Source organism: Sorangium sp. So ce296 (assembly GCF_051529605.1).
Taxonomy (GTDB): Bacteria; Myxococcota_A; Polyangia; order Polyangiales; family Polyangiaceae; genus Sorangium; species Sorangium cellulosum_D.
The window spans coordinates 13,270,770-13,285,900 of sequence record NZ_CP150325.1; the positions used below are offsets into that span (position 1 = coordinate 13,270,770).

The following is a 15,131-nucleotide window of genomic DNA, read 5'->3' on the forward strand; positions in this document are numbered from 1 at the left end:
CTCCATGGGCGCGCACCCGCACCTCCGCGCTGCCTCCCGCGCCGCCGGCGTCCTGATGCTCCTCCAGGCGCTCGCGGTGGGCCTTTACTGGGCGGTGGAGCACCGCCGCGGCGCGGGGCGGCCGGGGCGCCCCTTCGCGCACGAGCCGCTCTCCGGGGCCGAGCTGGCGCCGGACGAGGTCCTCACGCGGCCGGACGGGAGCGAGCTTCGCCTGAGCGCGCTGCGCGGCCGGGCCGTGCTGCTCCACCTCTGGGCCACGTGGTGCGGTCCGTGCCGCGCCGAGCTCCCTGCCCTGCTCGATCTCGGCCGGGAGCTCCAGCGGGGCGGAGGCGTCGAGCTCGTGGCCGTGAGCGTCGACGAGAGCTGGGAGGTCGTGCGCGCCTTCTTCGACGGCGAGGTGCCGCCCGAGGTCGTGCGGGCCGGCTCGCCCGCCTTCGGGCGGCGGCTCGGGGTCTCGACGCTGCCCGACACGTTCCTCGTGCGCCCGGACGGCACGCTGGCGCTCCGGTTCACGGGCGCGCGCGACTGGAGGGCGCCCGAAGCGCGGCTGCTCGTGACCGGGCAGGCGGGGTCGTGGCCGCCGGCGCCGGACGCGCCGCCGCGCTGAGCGGCGCTGCCGGGCGGGCGGCGCGCGGCGTCGGCGAGCGCTGCGCCGCGCCCTGCAGGACGGACGCCCCGCGAGACGCGGCCGGATGCCGATCTCGAAATGAACGATGCCTCGATCCGTAAGCCCGAGCCGGGTTGAGAAGATGCGCCGCGGACCTTGCTGCGGTGTGGATCCTCCGGCAGGCTGGAGGCATGACGTCCCTGGCCTTCTCGATGCCGGTGGAGATCGTCGACCCGGACGTCGTCGCTCCTCCGGCCGATCTGGACAGCAACGAGCCGCCCATGGAGAGCTATGTGCACCTCATCCAGATGCTCCTGCTGCTCGAGAGCCTGGAGCTCTTCTGGAAGGAGCGGACGGATTTCTTCGCGGCCGGCAACCTGACGATCTACTTCAGCCCGCGCCAGCTCAAGTCCGAGCACTTCCGGGGTCCGGATTTCTTCGTCGTGCTCGGCACCGAGCGGAGGCCGCGCAAGAGTTGGGTCGTCTGGGAGGAGGACGGCCGGTATCCGAACGTGATCGTGGAGGTGCTCTCGGACAGCACCGAGAGCATCGATCGCGGCCTCAAGAAGCAGACGTACCAGGACGTCTTCCGGACGCCGGACTACTTCTGGTTCCACCCGGAGACGCTCGAGCTCTCGGGCTTCCACCTCGTCGACGGGCAGTACGAGCCGCTCTCTCCCGACGCCTCGGGCCGCCTCTGGAGCGCGCAGCTCGAGCTGTTCCTGGGCGTCGAGCAGGGGCAGCTCCGCTTCTTCACCCGCGAGGGCGAGCTCGTGCCGGCTGGCAAGGAGCTCTCCCAGCGGGCCGAGTCCGCCGAGCAGCGGGCCGAGTCCGCCGAGCAGCGGGCCGAGTCCGCCGAGCAGCGGGCCGAGTCCGCCGAGCAGCGGGCCGAGTCCGCCGAGCAGCGGGCGGCGCGTCTGGCGGAGAAGCTCAGGGAGCTCGGCGTCGATCCCGACACCTTGAAGTAGCCAGCGCGGCCCGCGCGCCGTCGCATCGCCCGCTCGCCCCGATCCTGGTAGAACGCCGGCCGGAGCGGGCCCGCTTTCCGGGCCGCTCTCCGCGCTCGTCATCTCTTCGCTCGGGAGGGCCCATGTCCGACATGCTCGTCAACCTGCTCAAGCTGCCGCCGCTCGAACCGGCGCTCGAGGCCATGCGCCAGGCCTCCGTGGTCGTCCGGCGCGCGGCGCCTTACGAGATCACGCGCGTCCGGCGGTTCGTCGAGCAGCACTTCACGACCTACTGGGCCGATGAGATCAGCGTCGGTTACGCGAACAAGCCCGTCAGCGTCTATCTCGCCATCCGCGGCGGCGAGGTGATCGGCTTCTCCGCCTACGAGTGCACCCGCCGCGGCTTCTTCGGCCCGACCGGCGTCGCCGACAGCGAGCGCGGCCAGGGGGTCGGCAAGGCGCTGCTCCTCGCCTCGCTGCACGGCCTCGCGCAGATGGGCTATGCCTACGGCATCATCGGCGGCGTCGGGCCCGTCGAGTTCTACGCGCGCACGGTCGGCGCGACGCTCATCCCCGACTCCACCCCCGGGGTCTACGCCGATCCGCTGATCGAACCTGCCCCGCCCCGCGGCGCGGAGCCGCCGCGCTGACGCCCCTCCCTCGTCACGGAGGCCACGATGAAGCTCTATTTCAGCCCCGGCACGTGTTCGCTGTCTCCCCACATCGCGCTGCGCGAGGCTGGCCTGGAGTTCGACCTCGAGCGCGTCCACCTCGGCACGAAGAAGACGAGATCCGGCGCCGACTTCACCCTGATCAACCCCAAGGGCTACGTCCCCGCGCTCGAGATCGAGGGCGGCGAGGTGCTCACCGAGGGGCCGGCGATCGTCCAGTACATCGCCGATCGAAGGCCCGAGTCCGGGCTCGCGCCGCCTGCGGGCACCCTCGCGCGCTACCGGCTCCAGGAGTGGCTCAACTTCATCGGCACCGAGCTGCACAAGCAGTTCGCGCCCCTCTTCAAGCCGAGGGTGCCCGACGAGCAGAAGAGCGCGGCGCGGGCCTACTTGGCCCAGCGCTTCGGCTACGTGGCGCAGCGGCTCGACGGCGCCACGTACCTCCTCGGCGAGCAGTTCACGGTGGCGGACGGCTACCTCTTCACCGTGCTCACCTGGACGCGGTCCGCGGGCGTCGATCTCGGCGGCTGGCCCGGCCTCGGCCAGTACAAGGACCGCGTCGGCGCCCGCCCCGCCGTGCAGGCCGCCATCGCGGCCGAGAAGGGCAAGTAGCGCGCCCTGCCGCTCAGGCCGCCGCTTGCGCGCGGCGCAGCCCGAGCGCCTGCGCCTCGGCGAAGAGCGCCACGGCGAGCGCCTGCGCCGCGACGAACGCATAGCCGAGCGCCGTCGGCTCGAACCATCCGAGCGCGAGGAGGAGCACGCTGTCGACGACCCAGAGCGCGTTCGTGACGACCACGGCGAGGACCGCCCCGCGGGCCGGCTTCTCTCGCGTGCCGAGCCAGGCCACGAGGGCCGCGAACGGCAGCAGGCTCGCGCCGGCCCAGCGGAACAGCGCCTCGGGGAGGCCGGTGAGGCCGGCGAGCGGCGCCGCGGCCGCGACCATGAGCAGGCCAGTGGCGCCGCTGACGACGGCATCGGCGAGGAGGGCGCGGCGCAGGAAACGAGGAGAGGTCATGAACGACATGGCGAGTTCCTTTCGCTGGGAGTCGTGCTCCGACACGGCGTACGATGCGCGTCGCCGGGCTCAGGGTCGATTACCTCCCAGGTAATGGGCGTCATTTTCCGGCGTGCTAGGGTCGCTCTCGATGATGAGCGCCCATCCGCCGGTCGGGGGTCTCTTGCGCGAGTGGCGCCAGCGCCGCCGCATGAGCCAGCTGGATCTCGCCTGTCAGGCCGACATCTCGACGCGACACCTGAGCTTCCTCGAGACCGGCCGCGCGCAGCCGAGCCGCGAGATGGTGCTCCACCTCGCGGAGCGCCTCGACGTGCCCCTGCGCGACCGCAACCAGCTCCTCGTGGCCGCGGGGTTCGCGCCGCTCTATCCCGAGCGCAGCCTCGACGATCCCGCGCTCGCGGCGGCGCGCAAGGCGGTCGATCTCGTGCTCGCGGGCCACGAGCCGTATCCGGCGGTCGCCATCGATCGGCACTGGACCCTCGTGGCCGCGAACGGGGCGCTCGGCCCGCTCCTCGCCGGCGCCGACCCTGCCCTGCTCCGGCCCCCGATCAACGTGCTGCACCTGAGCTTGCACCCCCAGGGCCTCGCGCCGCGCATCGAGAACGCCGCCGAGTGGCGCGCGCACCTCCTCGCCCGCCTGCGCCGCCAGATCGAGGTGAGCGCCGACCCCGTCCTGGTGAAGCTCCTCGAGGATCTCAGCCGCTATCCGCCGCCGCCCGAGGGCTCGCGGCGCCCGGAGCCCGGCCGCGAGCCGAGCCCGATGGCCATCGCGGTCCCGCTCAGGCTCCGGACGGAGCACGGCGTCCTGAGCTTCCTCAGCACGACGATGGTCTTCGGCACGCCGGTCGACGTCACCCTGTCCGAGCTCGCGGTCGAGTCGTTCTTCCCTGCGGACCAGGCGACCGCGGACGCGCTGCGCGCGCGCTGACGTCGGCGCTCTACCGGTGCATGGCGATGTCGTTGCGGGGGAAGGGCTTGATGCGCCGGTTGACCCGCACCGTCGACGGGGCAGGCTTGGCGCGCCCCGGGGTCCGCGCGGGGCGCGCGGCGGGCTTCTTCGCGGCCGGTCGGGTCGCCTCGCTCGCCGGCGCGGCGTCGGCCTGGGTCGCCGCGGCGCTGGCCGGGGCCGGCTCCGGGATCTCCGGAGCGCGCAGCTGCCGCTGCGTCTCCACGACGCTGGCGAGGAGCGTCGCCTCGGCCGCGCCGGTCATCGCGGCGCCGCGGGGGGCGACGGCGGCGAGCGCGGCGCCGTCGGCCACGGGCGCGCCGTAGCGGGCGCCGAGGAGCACGCCGGCGCCGGCGAGCATCACGCCGAGGGCGGCGGCCGTGGCGAGCCGCACCGACGGCGGCTTGAGCTTCTTGCGGCTCGCGGTCGTCATCATGACCGTCGTCGTGCGATCGGGGACGTCGGCCTCGCAGGGATCCGTCTCCGCCAGCGCGAACGGCGAGGGCGCCGGCGCGGGGTGGCGCCGGGTGACCGCGGTCTCCGGCGCGCTCGGGACGCGCATCGTGATCGGGCTCTCCGCGCCGGTGTCGCCGGTCGTGGCCCACGCCTCGGCGCCGCGCTTGCGCGGCGAGAGCGCCCGCTCCAGCGCGTCGGCCATCTCCTTGGCGGACCCGAAGCGCGCGGTCGGGTCGAGCTGCAGGGCCTTGCGCATCCAGTCGTCGAGGGCGGGGGGCGCCTCGGGCCGGAGCGCGCTCGGCGGCTTGAACTTGGCGGTGTGCACGAACAGCGTCAGCGCCGCGAGCGAATCCCCGGCGAACGGGGCCTGCCCGGTGATCGCGTGGTAGGCCACGACGCCGAGCGACCAGAGATCCGCGCGGAAATCGAGGTCCTTCGAGCTGATGAGCTGCTCGGGGCTCATGTAGAGCGGCGTCCCCACGACGTTCCCGGTCGAGGTGACGCGCATGTCCCGGGCCCGCCGGGCGATACCGAAGTCGAGCACCTTGACGAAGGTCTCCCCGTCCACCTCGGTCAGGAACAGGTTGTCCGGCTTGATGTCGCGGTGGACGATGCCGAGCCGGTGCGCCTGCCCCAGCGCCTTCGCCGCCTGCGTCACGATGCGCGCCACCTCGCCGAGCGGCAGCCGGCCCAGGCGGCGGATGCGGGCCCGGAGGTCCTCGCCGCGGAGCAGCTCCATCGCGATGTACGGCATGCCCTCCGCCGTGAGCCCGTGATCGAGGACCTGAGCGACGTGCGGGCTCGTGATCTGCGCCGCCGCGACCGCCTCTCGCCGGAACCGCTCCACGTAGCCCGGGTCGTCCGCGAACTCGGGCGACATGAACTTCACGGCCACCTGCGCCTTCAGCGGGAGGCGCTCGGCGACCCAGATGCTCCCCATCCCGCCCCGCCGGAGGATGCGTACGAGCCGCAGCGCAGGGGTCACCATCTGTCCGGTGTGCAGGGGCATACCTCTGCTACTCCTTAACTCGAAGGGGCCCGAGCTGGTGGTTCATGTCAGCTCTAGCCCAAAACTCGCGTACCTAGATCACTACGACGCCTTCATACGCTCTGCAAGAGAAACAAGTGCTCTCCCCCGGCGCCGCGCTCGTGGTCACCGCCGGGCGCATCGACGCCGAGATCGCCGAGATCGCCGAGGATTCCCGGGCGATAACGAGGGGTTAGCGACGTGTACGCGCATCGACCATGCGCCGATGTCGGCGCATGGGCGCACAGGAGCACAAATATCGCCCCTTCGGTCGGATTCATGCTCCGGCGCCGGAGATGTCGGGAGATCCCGGAGGCGCGCGCATCGCACACGGCGACGGAAGCAAGGGAATCGCCCCTCGCCCTCGTCCGGCGAGGTCGTCTCGCCGTGGTAGGCCGCGGCCAGCCGACGAGGGCATGGAGAAGAGGCACAAAACCGAAACGCCAAGAGGAGAGAGCGGATGAAGCCCATCCCTCTCTCCTCGTGGCGGCTGCTTCTGTCTCGACGGCTGCTCTTGCCGTTCTCTTTGCTTGACGCCCTGGCCGCGCGCTCGCGCCCTCGGGGCCTATCCCCTGCTCAGCCCTTCGAAGGCTTCGGCCCGAGCGGCCCCCCGTCGCCCGGCATCCGCGCGTAGACGCCGGGGTGCGAGGCGGCGAGCCACTGGTTCACGTGGCTCATCACGTGCGGGCGCTCGGTCCTGAGCTGCAGGTAGCGCTGGCCGCGGGGGACGAGCACCTGCTCGGTCACGTTGCCGCCGAGCTGCTCGGCCAGCACCCGCACGACCGGCTCCACGTCGAAGAACTTGCAGCTGAACAGATCGAAGAACGCCTCGTCGCTGTCGGGGAAGATGTGCAGCGTGATGTGCGACTCGGCGATCATCACCATCGCGCTGATCACCGGGACCCCGTCCTTCGTGGCGGTCTTCACCACGAAGGGCCGCATGATCGGCGTCATCCCGATCTTCGAGGGCAGGTGATCGAAGATGTCGAAGAGCGCGTCGAGCGACGTCGGCCCGCGGTACGGGCTGAACTGCAGGAAGAGGTGGGGCCCGAAGTCGGCCTCGGGGCTCACCACCTCGTGCCCCCGGCGCTCCTGGAGATCGCCGCCCTCGCCGCGATCGACCGTCTGCGTGAACACGCTGCGGCACGGCAGCGTCGTCTGGAGCATCATCTGGACGCGCTGGGGATCGAAGGCCCCCGGGTACACCAGATCCGCGAAGAAGCACTCGCGGAAGCTGAAGGTGTGGATCGTGAGGTGGCCGCCGAGCAGCAGCACGAAGGCGCTGATGCCGCAGTCCTCGGCCACGACCCCGTTGTAGTACGGCAGGATGAAGGGAGGCATCACCGGCTTGAGCCGGAGCACGCCGGGCACCTCCTCCAGAAGCTCCTGCGCCAGCTTCACGTCATCAAAACGGCTCCGGAAGCCGTGGAAGCCATCCATCGTGAAATGGGTGAGGTTCTTGCGTGCCTTATGCATGTTGCCCCTTCGTCGACGAGTTGAGCGATGCTACTCCACACGGAGCAGGCGCGATCGGAGAAATTTCGCGCGCCGCGTTCCGCCGCCCGCGCGCGTGTGCGCCACCCGATGATCAGGTGGGGAAGCAGGGTACAAACATGGCTGTCGTGCGGCCATGGCCGCGATCCGCTGCGGTTTCACGCATCGGCTCACCTCGCCGAGCACGATGAGCCCGCCGGGACGGCGCTCGACACTGCAGCGCTCGCCCGCCCCCCCCGGCGCCCCTCGGCGACGGGCCCGCGCCCGCGGACGCCAGCAGCCGCCAGCGAGGCTCGCGGGACGAGAGGACACGCTTGACTTCAAAAAAAGTCTTTCATTTGGCTTCGAGATGCCGTGATGGATCGCGCACAGACCATGAGGCGAATCCCCTCCTGGCCGCGCGACCGGCGGCGCTCATGTCGGTCATGCAGCGCGGGAGTCGCGGGGACCGGACGACTTCCATGGGGAGCTCGGCGTCCGAGACGTGCCTGTCATCACGCGCTGCGACAGGCCAGCTGACCCGGGAGGAGGCCAACACCTCTCTCGGTTTCGGGGTGCCGGCTCACTGAACGAGTTCACCCGGACAGCCCGGACGCCCTCGGAGCGCGGGTTGCACCGGCGGAGGAAATCCACCCGCCGTGGATCACGGTGTCGAGGTGCGATAAAAATTGAAGCCCAGGTGTCATCCATCGTTGCCCGGACGCGCGCAGGCGTAGAATCGCCCTAGCTATGACCCGATCCCCCTCCGACAAGGACGCGAACAAAAAGGCACCGGTCAGCCCAGTGTCGTCGCGAGGGACCCCGCCGGAGACGATCCCGTCGCGCGGCAACACGAGCGGCAGCTACGTGCCGCCGGCGCCGCCCCCGGCGCGCAACAACAGCAGCTGCCTGCCGCCGGCGCCGGCGTCGAACCGCGGCGGCAGCACCCTCCCGCCTCCGCAGCACCCGGCCGCCCCGGCGCGCGGCAGCCACTTCCCGACCGACGCGCGCGTGCGGCGCGATCGGCCGAGCGCCACGGGCGCGGTGCACGGCGGCCCCCCCGCGCCGGACGCGCGCTGGCGCGATCGGCCGCTCGGCCCGGCCGCGGCGCGCAGCGGCCACACCTTGCAGGATCCGTTCGATCGGTGGGACCCGCCGGAGGGGCCGCCCACCATGCCCGCGACCCAGCCGCCCGATCCGCCGAGCTCGCGCGTGCCGGAGATGTCGCGCCACGAGGACGGGGGCCGCGGCCACGCGCCGGCCTCGTCGCCGGGCAGGCGCGTCACGCCCGCCGCGCCGCCCTCGCACCAGCCGTCGGCGCGCCCGGCGGCGGCGCGCGAGCCGCAGCGGCTCCACGAGCCGCACGGCGGCGGGCACGACCCGTACACGCCCATCAACCAGATCCTCGGCTACACGCGGCTGCTCGTCGCGTCGCTTCAGGGCAAGGTCGCGCCGCAGCACATCGAGGACATCCGCAACATCGAGCTCGCCTCGCGAAAGCTGCTCGGCATCGTGCAGGCGATGGAGAACGGCGACGAGGACGCGCCCTCGAGCGTGAACGTCAACGTCGCCTCCCCGCGCGAGGAGCCCGCGCTCCACGCCGAGCTCGAGGGCGGCGGGCGCGGCGCGATCCTCGTGGTCGACGACAGCCGGGGCAACCGCGACGTGCTCTGCCGCGTGCTGCAGAACAACGGCTACCGCGCCGTCGCCGCCGAGGACGGCCCGCGCGCGCTCGGGCTCGCCGCGCGCGAGCGCTTCGACGCCGTGCTGCTCGACGTGAACATGCCCGGCATCAGCGGCCTCGGCGTGCTCTCCGCCCTGCGCCAGAGCCGGTCGGCGGCGGAGCTGCCCGTGATCATGGTGACCACGCGGGGCGCGAGCGAGGACGTCGTCGAGTCGCTCAAGCTCGGCGCCAACGACCACGTGACCAAGCCCATCGACTTCGACATCCTGCTCGGGCGCCTCGACACGCAGCTCACGCTGAAGCGCTCGCGCGAGCAGCTGTCGCAGCTCGCCGCGGAGCTGTCGGTCAAGAGCGAGTTCATCCGCAAGACGTTCGGCCGCTACCTGAGCGACGACGTGGTGAACCGCCTGCTCTCCTCGCCCGAGGCCCAGCTCCTCGGCGGCGAGGAGCGCGAGGTCACCATCATGATGACCGACCTGCGCAGCTTCACCACGATGACCGAGAGCATGCCGCCCGAGGTCGTGATGCGCCTCCTGAACGGCTACCTCGGCGAGATGGCGCGCATCATCATCGCGCGCGGCGGCACGATCATCGAGTTCATCGGCGACGCGATCCTCGCGCTCTTCGGCGCGCCGTTCGCCACGGGCGACGACACCCGCCGGGCGGTCGCCTGCGCGCTCGAGATGCAGATCGCGATGGACGCGGTGAACGAGAAGAACAGCGCGGAGGGGCTGCCGACGCTCCAGATGGGCATCGCGCTCAACACCGGGCCGGTGGTCGTCGGCAACATCGGCTCCGAGGCGCGCACGAAATACGGCGTGGTCGGCGCGCAGGTGAACCTGACGTCCCGCATCGAGTCGTGCACGGTGGGCCGCCAGATCCTCATCGCGGACACCACGCGCCGGGCCGCCGGCGCCGGCCTCCTGCTCGGCCAGAGCCACGCGCTGGCCGTCAAGGGGTTCTCGAACCGCGTGCTGGTCCACGAGCTCCTCGGCCTCGACAACCCCGAGCGGCTGTACCTGCCCGAGCGACGCGTCGAGATCCTCGCGCTCTCGTCGCCGCTGCCGGTCGTGTGCGCGCGCCTCGCCGGCAAGCGCGTCGAGGGCGAGCCGCAGTCCGCCTTCATCCTCGGGCTCTCCCCCTTCGGCGCCGTGCTGCGGCTGCACCCGCGGCCCGCGCCGTTCACGAACCTCCAGCTCCACCCGTCCGTCGCGCTCGCCGAGCAGCTCGGCGGCGAGCTGCACGCGAAGGTGATCGAGCTCGACCCGCGCGCCGAGGACGTGGTGCGCATCCACTTCACGTCGTCGCCGCCGGGGCTCGCCGCGCTCGTGCAGGAGCTCCACCGCGCCGAGGCGTAGCCTCCCCGCCCCCGAAGGGCGCGGGCTCCCTAGGGCTGCGGCGGCGCGGGAAGGCGGCGCGCGACCAGGAAGTACCCCAGGGGGAATTTCCTGCCGCTCCAGTGCGCGACCTTCCGGCCGGGCGACGACCGGGACCACGCGCTGACCACGCCCTGCGCCACGGCCGCGATCGGATTCCCCACCACGGGAACGGCGGAGGCGCTCTTCGCGAAGACGTCGCACGCCACTTCCAAAAGCCCGCCGATGCGCTCCATGACCAGCACCTCGAACCCGGCCTGCTCCGCCAAACGACGGTGCGCGAACTCGGTGTATCGGTAGTAGTCGTAAGGCTCGCCGTGCACCCAGTAGAAGAACGGCGTGTTCACGAAGGCGACGCCGCCAGGGCGCAGGATCCGCGCCATCTCCGCCCAGAGCGATTCGGGCCGCGCGATGTGCTCGAGCACGTCGGACAGGATCAGCGTGTCGAGGGAGGCATCCTCCAGCGGCAGCGCGCCGTTCAGATCGCACTCGAAGTCGAGGTGCGGCGTCTCGAACGCCGAATTGCTCCAGTCCACGCAGATCACGGACGAGACATGGCTCCGGTAGGCCCCGTAGAGCGGCACCGTCCCGCAACCGAGGTCCGCCGCGGCGCCGTGCGCGTACCGGGGAAGGTACTCGTCGTAGAGCCTCGCGATGCAGTCGCCGGTCAGGCGCGAGCCCATGATGACTTCCCGCAGGTCGGTCGATGCGCGCAGCCTGCCGCCCCGCCGGACGAACTTCGTCTCTCGCCATGCCGCTTCGTTCTTCATGGCCTGCTTATCCGACGGGCCCTCCGGCGCCGTCAACCGGAAGGCATCCGGAGCGCCGCGACGACGAGGCGGCCGCGCCCTCTCCGACGCCGCGATCCACGCCGACGGCGGTGGACGAGTCGACGAGATCGCGTGCGACGGCGGCCCCATGTTCCTCGCGCGCGGCGCCTTCGCCGGCAGACGCAGCGGCGCGCGGCGTTGCCTCGGACGAGCGCCTCGCCTACGCTCCGCCCTCGCAGCCCAGCGCGATTCCGTCGCGCGGCCATACACACCGAGGTAGCCGACGCATATGCGTTCCCTGACCATCGCGGGCCCTGCGGGCGCGCTCCACGTCGTTGATCATCCGGCCGCGGGCGCTCATCCCGCCGCGGGTGCTCATCCCGCGCGCGAGGCGCTGCCGGTCGTGCTCGTGCACGGGATGGTCGCCCACGCCGGCTTCTGGGAGGCGCCGCTCGCGCACGCCTCTGGCCGGCGCCGCGCCGTGGCCATCGATCTCCGGGGGCACGGCGCGTCCGAGCCCCCCGCCGGCGCGGACTACGCTCCGTCCGCGTGCGCGGCCGACGTGCTCGCGGTCCTCGACGCCCTGGCGCTCCCCCGCGTGGCGCTCGTCGGCCACAGCTACGGCGCGCTCGTGGCGCTCGCCGCCGCGGCCGCCCATCCGGAGCGGGTCGCGCGCCTCGTGCTCGCGGACCCGCCGCGCGACTTCTCGCAGGTCCCGGCGGCCGGCAAGGCGCAGCATTTCACGCCTTACATCGCCGCGCTCGAGGCGGACGGCTGGCGGGACACCGCGGTGGCCACCTTCAACGAGGCGCTCGCGGGCAGCACGCCCGCGACGCGGGAGACGGTGCTCTCGCGCGCCGCCGCCGTGCCGCACGACCAGATGCTCGACATGTCCCGCCACCTGCTCGAGTTCGAGGCCGCGAGCGCGCTGGACCGCTACCTCGCGGCCCCGGGCGCCCGCGCCCACGCCATCCTCGCCCCGTCGAACGCGTGGCCGCTGAGCCTGCATGTGCTGCGGCCCGCGCTGACGTCCGTCGTGCTGCCGGGGACCAGCCACTGGCTGATGCTCGACGCCCCGGCCGCGTTCGCCGCGGCGCTCGAGGCCTGGCTCGACGCCCCCTGACGCGGCGCCCCCGCCTTTGCGGCGCGGCGCGCCCGGCGCACACTGCCGCCATGCGCGACGACGACCTCTCCCGGCTCACCGCGAGGACCCTCGGTCACTACGACGATCACGCCCTGTCGTTCTGGGAGGGCACGCGGGATCACGACGTCTCGCAGAACCGCGCGGCGCTCCTCGCGGCGCTGGAGGGGGCGGGCCCGTTCACGATCCTCGATCTCGGCTGCGGCCCCGGGCGCGACCTCGCGGCGTTCCGCGCCGCGGGGCACATCCCGGTCGGGCTCGACGGGTCGGCGCGGTTCGTCGAGATGGCGCGGCAGCACGCGGGGTGCGAGGTGCTCCACCAGGATTTTTTGCGCCTCGATCTCGGGGCCGAGCGCTTCGACGGGATCTTCGCCAACGCGTCGCTGTTCCACGTGCCGAGCCGCGAGCTGCCGCGCGTGCTCCGCGAGCTCCACGCCGCGCTCCGGCCGAGCGGCGTGCTCTTCAGCTCGAACCCGCGCGGCGACGATCGCGAGGGGTGGTCGGGCGACCGCTACGGCTGCTACTGGTCGCTCGAGCGGTGGCGGGAGCACGTGAGCGCCGCGGGGTTCGAGGAGATCGAGCATTACTACCGCCCCGCGGGCCGGCCGCGCGAGCAGCAGCCGTGGCTGGCGACGGTGTGGCGCAAGCGCTGAGCGGCGCCGCGCCGTCGAGCGCCGGCCCGGCGCTCCGACCCGCGGCGGCGGCGCCCGCGTCAGTGCGCCCTGAGCGCGGGCCGGCAGGGCGCGGGCGGGCACGGGGCGGGCGCGCCGGCGGCCGAGCCGCGGGCCACGGCCGGGGCCAGGGCGACGATGACGAGGACCAGCGCCACGACGAGGACGAGCCCGCCGCGCAGGGTGAAGAGGTCGGCGACGAGGCCGATCGCCGGCGGCCCGACGAGGAAGCCGCCGTAGGACATGGTGGCGAGCGTCGAAATCGCCCTCCCCGGCGCGACGCCGGGGGCGCTCGCCCCGGCGCGGAAGACGAGCGGCACCACGACGGACAGGCCGGCGCCCACGCACCCGAAGCCCAGCAGCATGGCGATCGGGACGTTGACGATCAGCGCCGCGCCCAGCCCGGCGGCGACGAGGAGCGCGGCCGAGCGCACGAGCCGCGCGGCGCCGAACCGCTGCGTCAGCCCGTCCCCGGAGAAGCGCCCGAGGAGCATCGCCAGCGAGAACACGGCGTAGCCGGTCGCGGCCACGGCCGCGGTGGTGTGGAGCTCGTCGCGGAGGTAGACCGCCGACCAGTTGGCCATCGCGCCCTCGCCGATGGAGGAGCAGAACGCGATGAGGCCGAGCAGGAGGAGCCGGGTCGAGCGGCGCTCCGCGGGGGCGCCGGCCGCCGTGGCCGGGGCCTCGAGGCGCGCGTCGGCCGAGAGCGCCGCGCCCGCGGCGGTGACGGCGGCGGCGAGGACGGCGGCGACCGCGATGAGGTGCGCCGCGGGCGACACCGCCCGGTCGGCCGCGAGCGCGCCGAGGGACGCGCCGACGAGGCCGCCGAGGCTGAACATGCCGTGGAACGAGGCGAGGATCGGCCTGCGGTGGCGCCGCTCGACCTCGACGGCCTGCGCGTTCATGGCGACGTCCATGAGGCCGTTGCTCGCGCCGAGCGCCAGGAGCGCGGCGACGAGCGCGGCGAAGGAGGGCGCGAGCGCCGGCAGGGGCAGCGCCGCGCAGAGGAGCACGGCCGAGACGCGGGTGACGCGCCGGCTGCCGAAGCGGGCGATGAGCGGCCCGGCGGCGCGAAAGGCCAGCATCGCGCCGACGGCGACGCCCAGCAGGGCGAGGCCGAGCGCGCTGTCGCGCAGCGCGAGCCGCTCGCGGACCGCGGGGACACGCGCGGCCCAGGAGGCGAAGGCGATGCCGTTCGCCACGAACATCACGGAGACGGCGCGCCGGGCGCGCGCGATGTCGCCGGCGGATGCTGGGGGCGCGAGCATCACGGCACCCTCCGCGCCGGGCCGGACGGGGCGCGGGCGCTGCGCCGATCGAGGAAGGCCGTCCAGCAGACGGCAGGGTGAGCAGGAAGCGTTCCAGAATCTTCGTGCATTATCGTGAACATCAAGGAAGAATCTTGCAGCCAAACACGGCCTTCGCAAGGATACTCGTGCACAAACAGGAACGAACGTGCAAAACAACGCAGACAGCTCCGGGCTCATGGTCGCCGAACGGCGGCGGCATATTCTCGCCGTACTGGAACGCGACGGGAAGGTGGTGGCGGCCGAGCTGAGCCGTGCGTTCGGCGTCTCGGAGGACACGATCCGGCGCGATCTGCGCGAGATGGCGAACGAGGGGCTGCTGCAGCGGGTGCACGGCGGCGGCCTTCCGCTCGCCCGGGTGAACCCGAGCTTCCCTGCGCGCGAGCGACAGCAGCCGCGCGTGAAGGACGAGCTCGCGCGGGCGGCGGCCACGTTGATCAAGAAGGGTCAGGTGGTGTTCATCGACAGCGGCACGACGAACGTGGCTGTGGCGCGCCACCTGCCGCGCGATCTCGAGGCGACGGTCGTGACCAACAGCCCTCCTGTGGCGATCGCGCTGTCCGAGCACCCGCGCGTCGAGGTGGTGCTGCTCGGCGGGCGCATGCGGAAGGATCCGCTGGCCGCCGCGGACGCGGTGACCATCGCGGGGGTGCGGCAGATCCGGGCGGACCTCTGCTATCTCGGCGTTTGCACGCTGGATCCGGCGTTCGGTATCACCACGGTGGATCTGGACGAGTCGTACGTGAAGCGGGCGATGGTCGAGGCCTCGGCGGAGGTCGTCGCGCTGGCGACCGCCGACAAGCTCGGCACGGTGTCGCCGTACGTCGTCGCGCCGCTGGGCGAGCTGACGTGGCTCTTCACCGAGCGCGGGGTGTCGAAGGAGGCGCTCGCTCCATACCGGGAGGCGGGGGTCACCATCACGCAGGCGTTGGAGGAGGAGCCGGCGTAGCGGCGCTCCGACACCGGCGTTCCAACAGCGGTGCTCCCGGCTCCGAGGGACGGAGAGGGCTTCCTAGCGAGCTGGAAGAGCACGGCGCGCG

14 protein-coding genes are annotated in these 15,131 nt (G+C 72.8%); 9 read left to right on the plus strand and 5 right to left on the minus strand.

Annotated features, from left to right (window positions below; translation table 11 throughout):
* Positions 1-4 precede the first annotated feature (4 nt).
* The 4 genes from WME98_RS49030 to gstA all read left to right on the plus strand — a co-directional run bounded on the left by WME98_RS49030 (position 5) and on the right by gstA (position 2,837).
* Positions 5-607, plus strand: a complete 603-nt coding sequence (locus WME98_RS49030; RefSeq protein ID WP_437948402.1) for a TlpA family protein disulfide reductase — start codon at positions 5-7, stop codon at positions 605-607.
* Between the two features lie 191 nt (positions 608-798).
* Entirely contained in the window at positions 799-1,575 is a 777-nt protein-coding gene (locus WME98_RS49035) for a Uma2 family endonuclease (protein WP_437948403.1), read from the plus strand.
* A gap of 122 nt (positions 1,576-1,697) precedes the next feature.
* Positions 1,698-2,204: a GNAT family N-acetyltransferase gene (locus WME98_RS49040; RefSeq protein ID WP_437948404.1), complete on the plus strand. Its 507-nt coding sequence runs from the start codon at positions 1,698-1,700 to the stop codon at positions 2,202-2,204.
* A gap of 27 nt (positions 2,205-2,231) precedes the next feature.
* Positions 2,232-2,837 carry a glutathione transferase GstA gene (gene gstA, locus WME98_RS49045; protein ID WP_437948405.1) on the plus strand — a complete coding sequence of 202 codons (606 nt, stop codon included), beginning with the start codon at positions 2,232-2,234 and terminating at the stop codon, positions 2,835-2,837.
* 13 nt (positions 2,838-2,850) lie between these two features.
* Here gstA and WME98_RS49050 read toward each other — a convergent pair whose 3' ends face one another.
* A complete protein-coding gene (locus WME98_RS49050) occupies positions 2,851-3,249 on the minus strand; it encodes a hypothetical protein (RefSeq protein WP_061623444.1) in 399 nt (132 codons plus the stop codon).
* Between the two features lie 121 nt (positions 3,250-3,370).
* On the opposite strand from WME98_RS49050, the gene WME98_RS49055 reads away from it, so the two are divergent.
* On the plus strand, positions 3,371-4,168 hold the full coding sequence (locus tag WME98_RS49055; RefSeq protein WP_437948406.1) for a helix-turn-helix domain-containing protein: 798 nt from the start codon (positions 3,371-3,373) through the stop codon (positions 4,166-4,168).
* 10 nt (positions 4,169-4,178) lie between these two features.
* Here the strand turns inward: WME98_RS49055 and WME98_RS49060 are convergent, their stop codons facing one another.
* On the minus strand, positions 4,179-5,651 hold the full coding sequence (locus tag WME98_RS49060) for a serine/threonine-protein kinase (protein ID WP_437948407.1): 1,473 nt from the start codon (positions 5,649-5,651) through the stop codon (positions 4,179-4,181).
* 594 nt (positions 5,652-6,245) lie between these two features.
* Positions 6,246-7,145 carry an S-adenosylmethionine decarboxylase gene (locus WME98_RS49065; RefSeq protein WP_437948408.1) on the minus strand — a complete coding sequence of 300 codons (900 nt, stop codon included), beginning with the start codon at positions 7,143-7,145 and terminating at the stop codon, positions 6,246-6,248.
* A gap of 747 nt (positions 7,146-7,892) precedes the next feature.
* Here WME98_RS49065 and WME98_RS49070 point away from each other — a divergent pair.
* The gene (locus WME98_RS49070) at positions 7,893-10,184 is read left to right on the plus strand and encodes a response regulator (RefSeq protein WP_437948409.1); all 2,292 of its coding nucleotides are present in this window, start codon (positions 7,893-7,895) and stop codon (positions 10,182-10,184) included.
* A gap of 29 nt (positions 10,185-10,213) precedes the next feature.
* Here WME98_RS49070 and WME98_RS49075 read toward each other — a convergent pair whose 3' ends face one another.
* On the minus strand, positions 10,214-10,972 hold the full coding sequence (locus tag WME98_RS49075; RefSeq protein WP_437948410.1) for a class I SAM-dependent methyltransferase: 759 nt from the start codon (positions 10,970-10,972) through the stop codon (positions 10,214-10,216).
* Positions 10,973-11,261: 289 nt separating this feature from the next.
* Here WME98_RS49075 and WME98_RS49080 point away from each other — a divergent pair, with 289 nt between their 5' ends.
* Together WME98_RS49080 and WME98_RS49085 are read left to right on the plus strand one after the other, a co-directional pair.
* On the plus strand, positions 11,262-12,095 hold the full coding sequence (locus WME98_RS49080) for an alpha/beta fold hydrolase (RefSeq protein ID WP_437948411.1): 834 nt from the start codon (positions 11,262-11,264) through the stop codon (positions 12,093-12,095).
* Between the two features lie 50 nt (positions 12,096-12,145).
* On the plus strand, positions 12,146-12,766 hold the full coding sequence (locus WME98_RS49085; RefSeq protein ID WP_437948412.1) for a class I SAM-dependent methyltransferase: 621 nt from the start codon (positions 12,146-12,148) through the stop codon (positions 12,764-12,766).
* Positions 12,767-12,825: 59 nt separating this feature from the next.
* Here the strand turns inward: WME98_RS49085 and WME98_RS49090 are convergent, their stop codons facing one another.
* Positions 12,826-14,052 (minus strand): MFS transporter, encoded by a 1,227-nt coding sequence (locus WME98_RS49090; protein WP_437954122.1) that lies wholly within the window; start codon positions 14,050-14,052, stop codon positions 12,826-12,828.
* Between the two features lie 187 nt (positions 14,053-14,239).
* On the opposite strand from WME98_RS49090, the gene WME98_RS49095 reads away from it, so the two are divergent.
* Positions 14,240-15,040: a DeoR/GlpR family DNA-binding transcription regulator gene (locus WME98_RS49095; RefSeq protein WP_437948413.1), complete on the plus strand. Its 801-nt coding sequence runs from the start codon at positions 14,240-14,242 to the stop codon at positions 15,038-15,040.
* Positions 15,041-15,131 lie beyond the last annotated feature (91 nt).

Excerpts from the sequence above, each read along its gene's own strand:
- WME98_RS49030 (WP_437948402.1), top strand. The coding sequence starts at position 5 with ATGGGCGCGCACCCGCACCTCCGCGCTGCCTCCCGCGCCGCCGGCGTC.
- WME98_RS49035 (WP_437948403.1), top strand. The coding sequence starts at position 799 with ATGACGTCCCTGGCCTTCTCGATGCCGGTGGAGATCGTCGACCCGGAC.
- WME98_RS49040 (WP_437948404.1), top strand. The coding sequence starts at position 1,698 with ATGTCCGACATGCTCGTCAACCTGCTCAAGCTGCCGCCGCTCGAACCG.
- gstA (WP_437948405.1), top strand. The coding sequence starts at position 2,232 with ATGAAGCTCTATTTCAGCCCCGGCACGTGTTCGCTGTCTCCCCACATC.
- WME98_RS49050 (WP_061623444.1), bottom strand. The coding sequence starts at position 3,249 with ATGTCGTTCATGACCTCTCCTCGTTTCCTGCGCCGCGCCCTCCTCGCC.
- WME98_RS49055 (WP_437948406.1), top strand. The coding sequence starts at position 3,371 with ATGATGAGCGCCCATCCGCCGGTCGGGGGTCTCTTGCGCGAGTGGCGC.
- WME98_RS49060 (WP_437948407.1), bottom strand. The coding sequence starts at position 5,651 with ATGCCCCTGCACACCGGACAGATGGTGACCCCTGCGCTGCGGCTCGTA.
- WME98_RS49065 (WP_437948408.1), bottom strand. The coding sequence starts at position 7,145 with ATGCATAAGGCACGCAAGAACCTCACCCATTTCACGATGGATGGCTTC.
- WME98_RS49070 (WP_437948409.1), top strand. The coding sequence starts at position 7,893 with ATGACCCGATCCCCCTCCGACAAGGACGCGAACAAAAAGGCACCGGTC.
- WME98_RS49075 (WP_437948410.1), bottom strand. The coding sequence starts at position 10,972 with ATGAAGAACGAAGCGGCATGGCGAGAGACGAAGTTCGTCCGGCGGGGC.
- WME98_RS49080 (WP_437948411.1), top strand. The coding sequence starts at position 11,262 with ATGCGTTCCCTGACCATCGCGGGCCCTGCGGGCGCGCTCCACGTCGTT.
- WME98_RS49085 (WP_437948412.1), top strand. The coding sequence starts at position 12,146 with ATGCGCGACGACGACCTCTCCCGGCTCACCGCGAGGACCCTCGGTCAC.
- WME98_RS49090 (WP_437954122.1), bottom strand. The coding sequence starts at position 14,052 with ATGCTCGCGCCCCCAGCATCCGCCGGCGACATCGCGCGCGCCCGGCGC.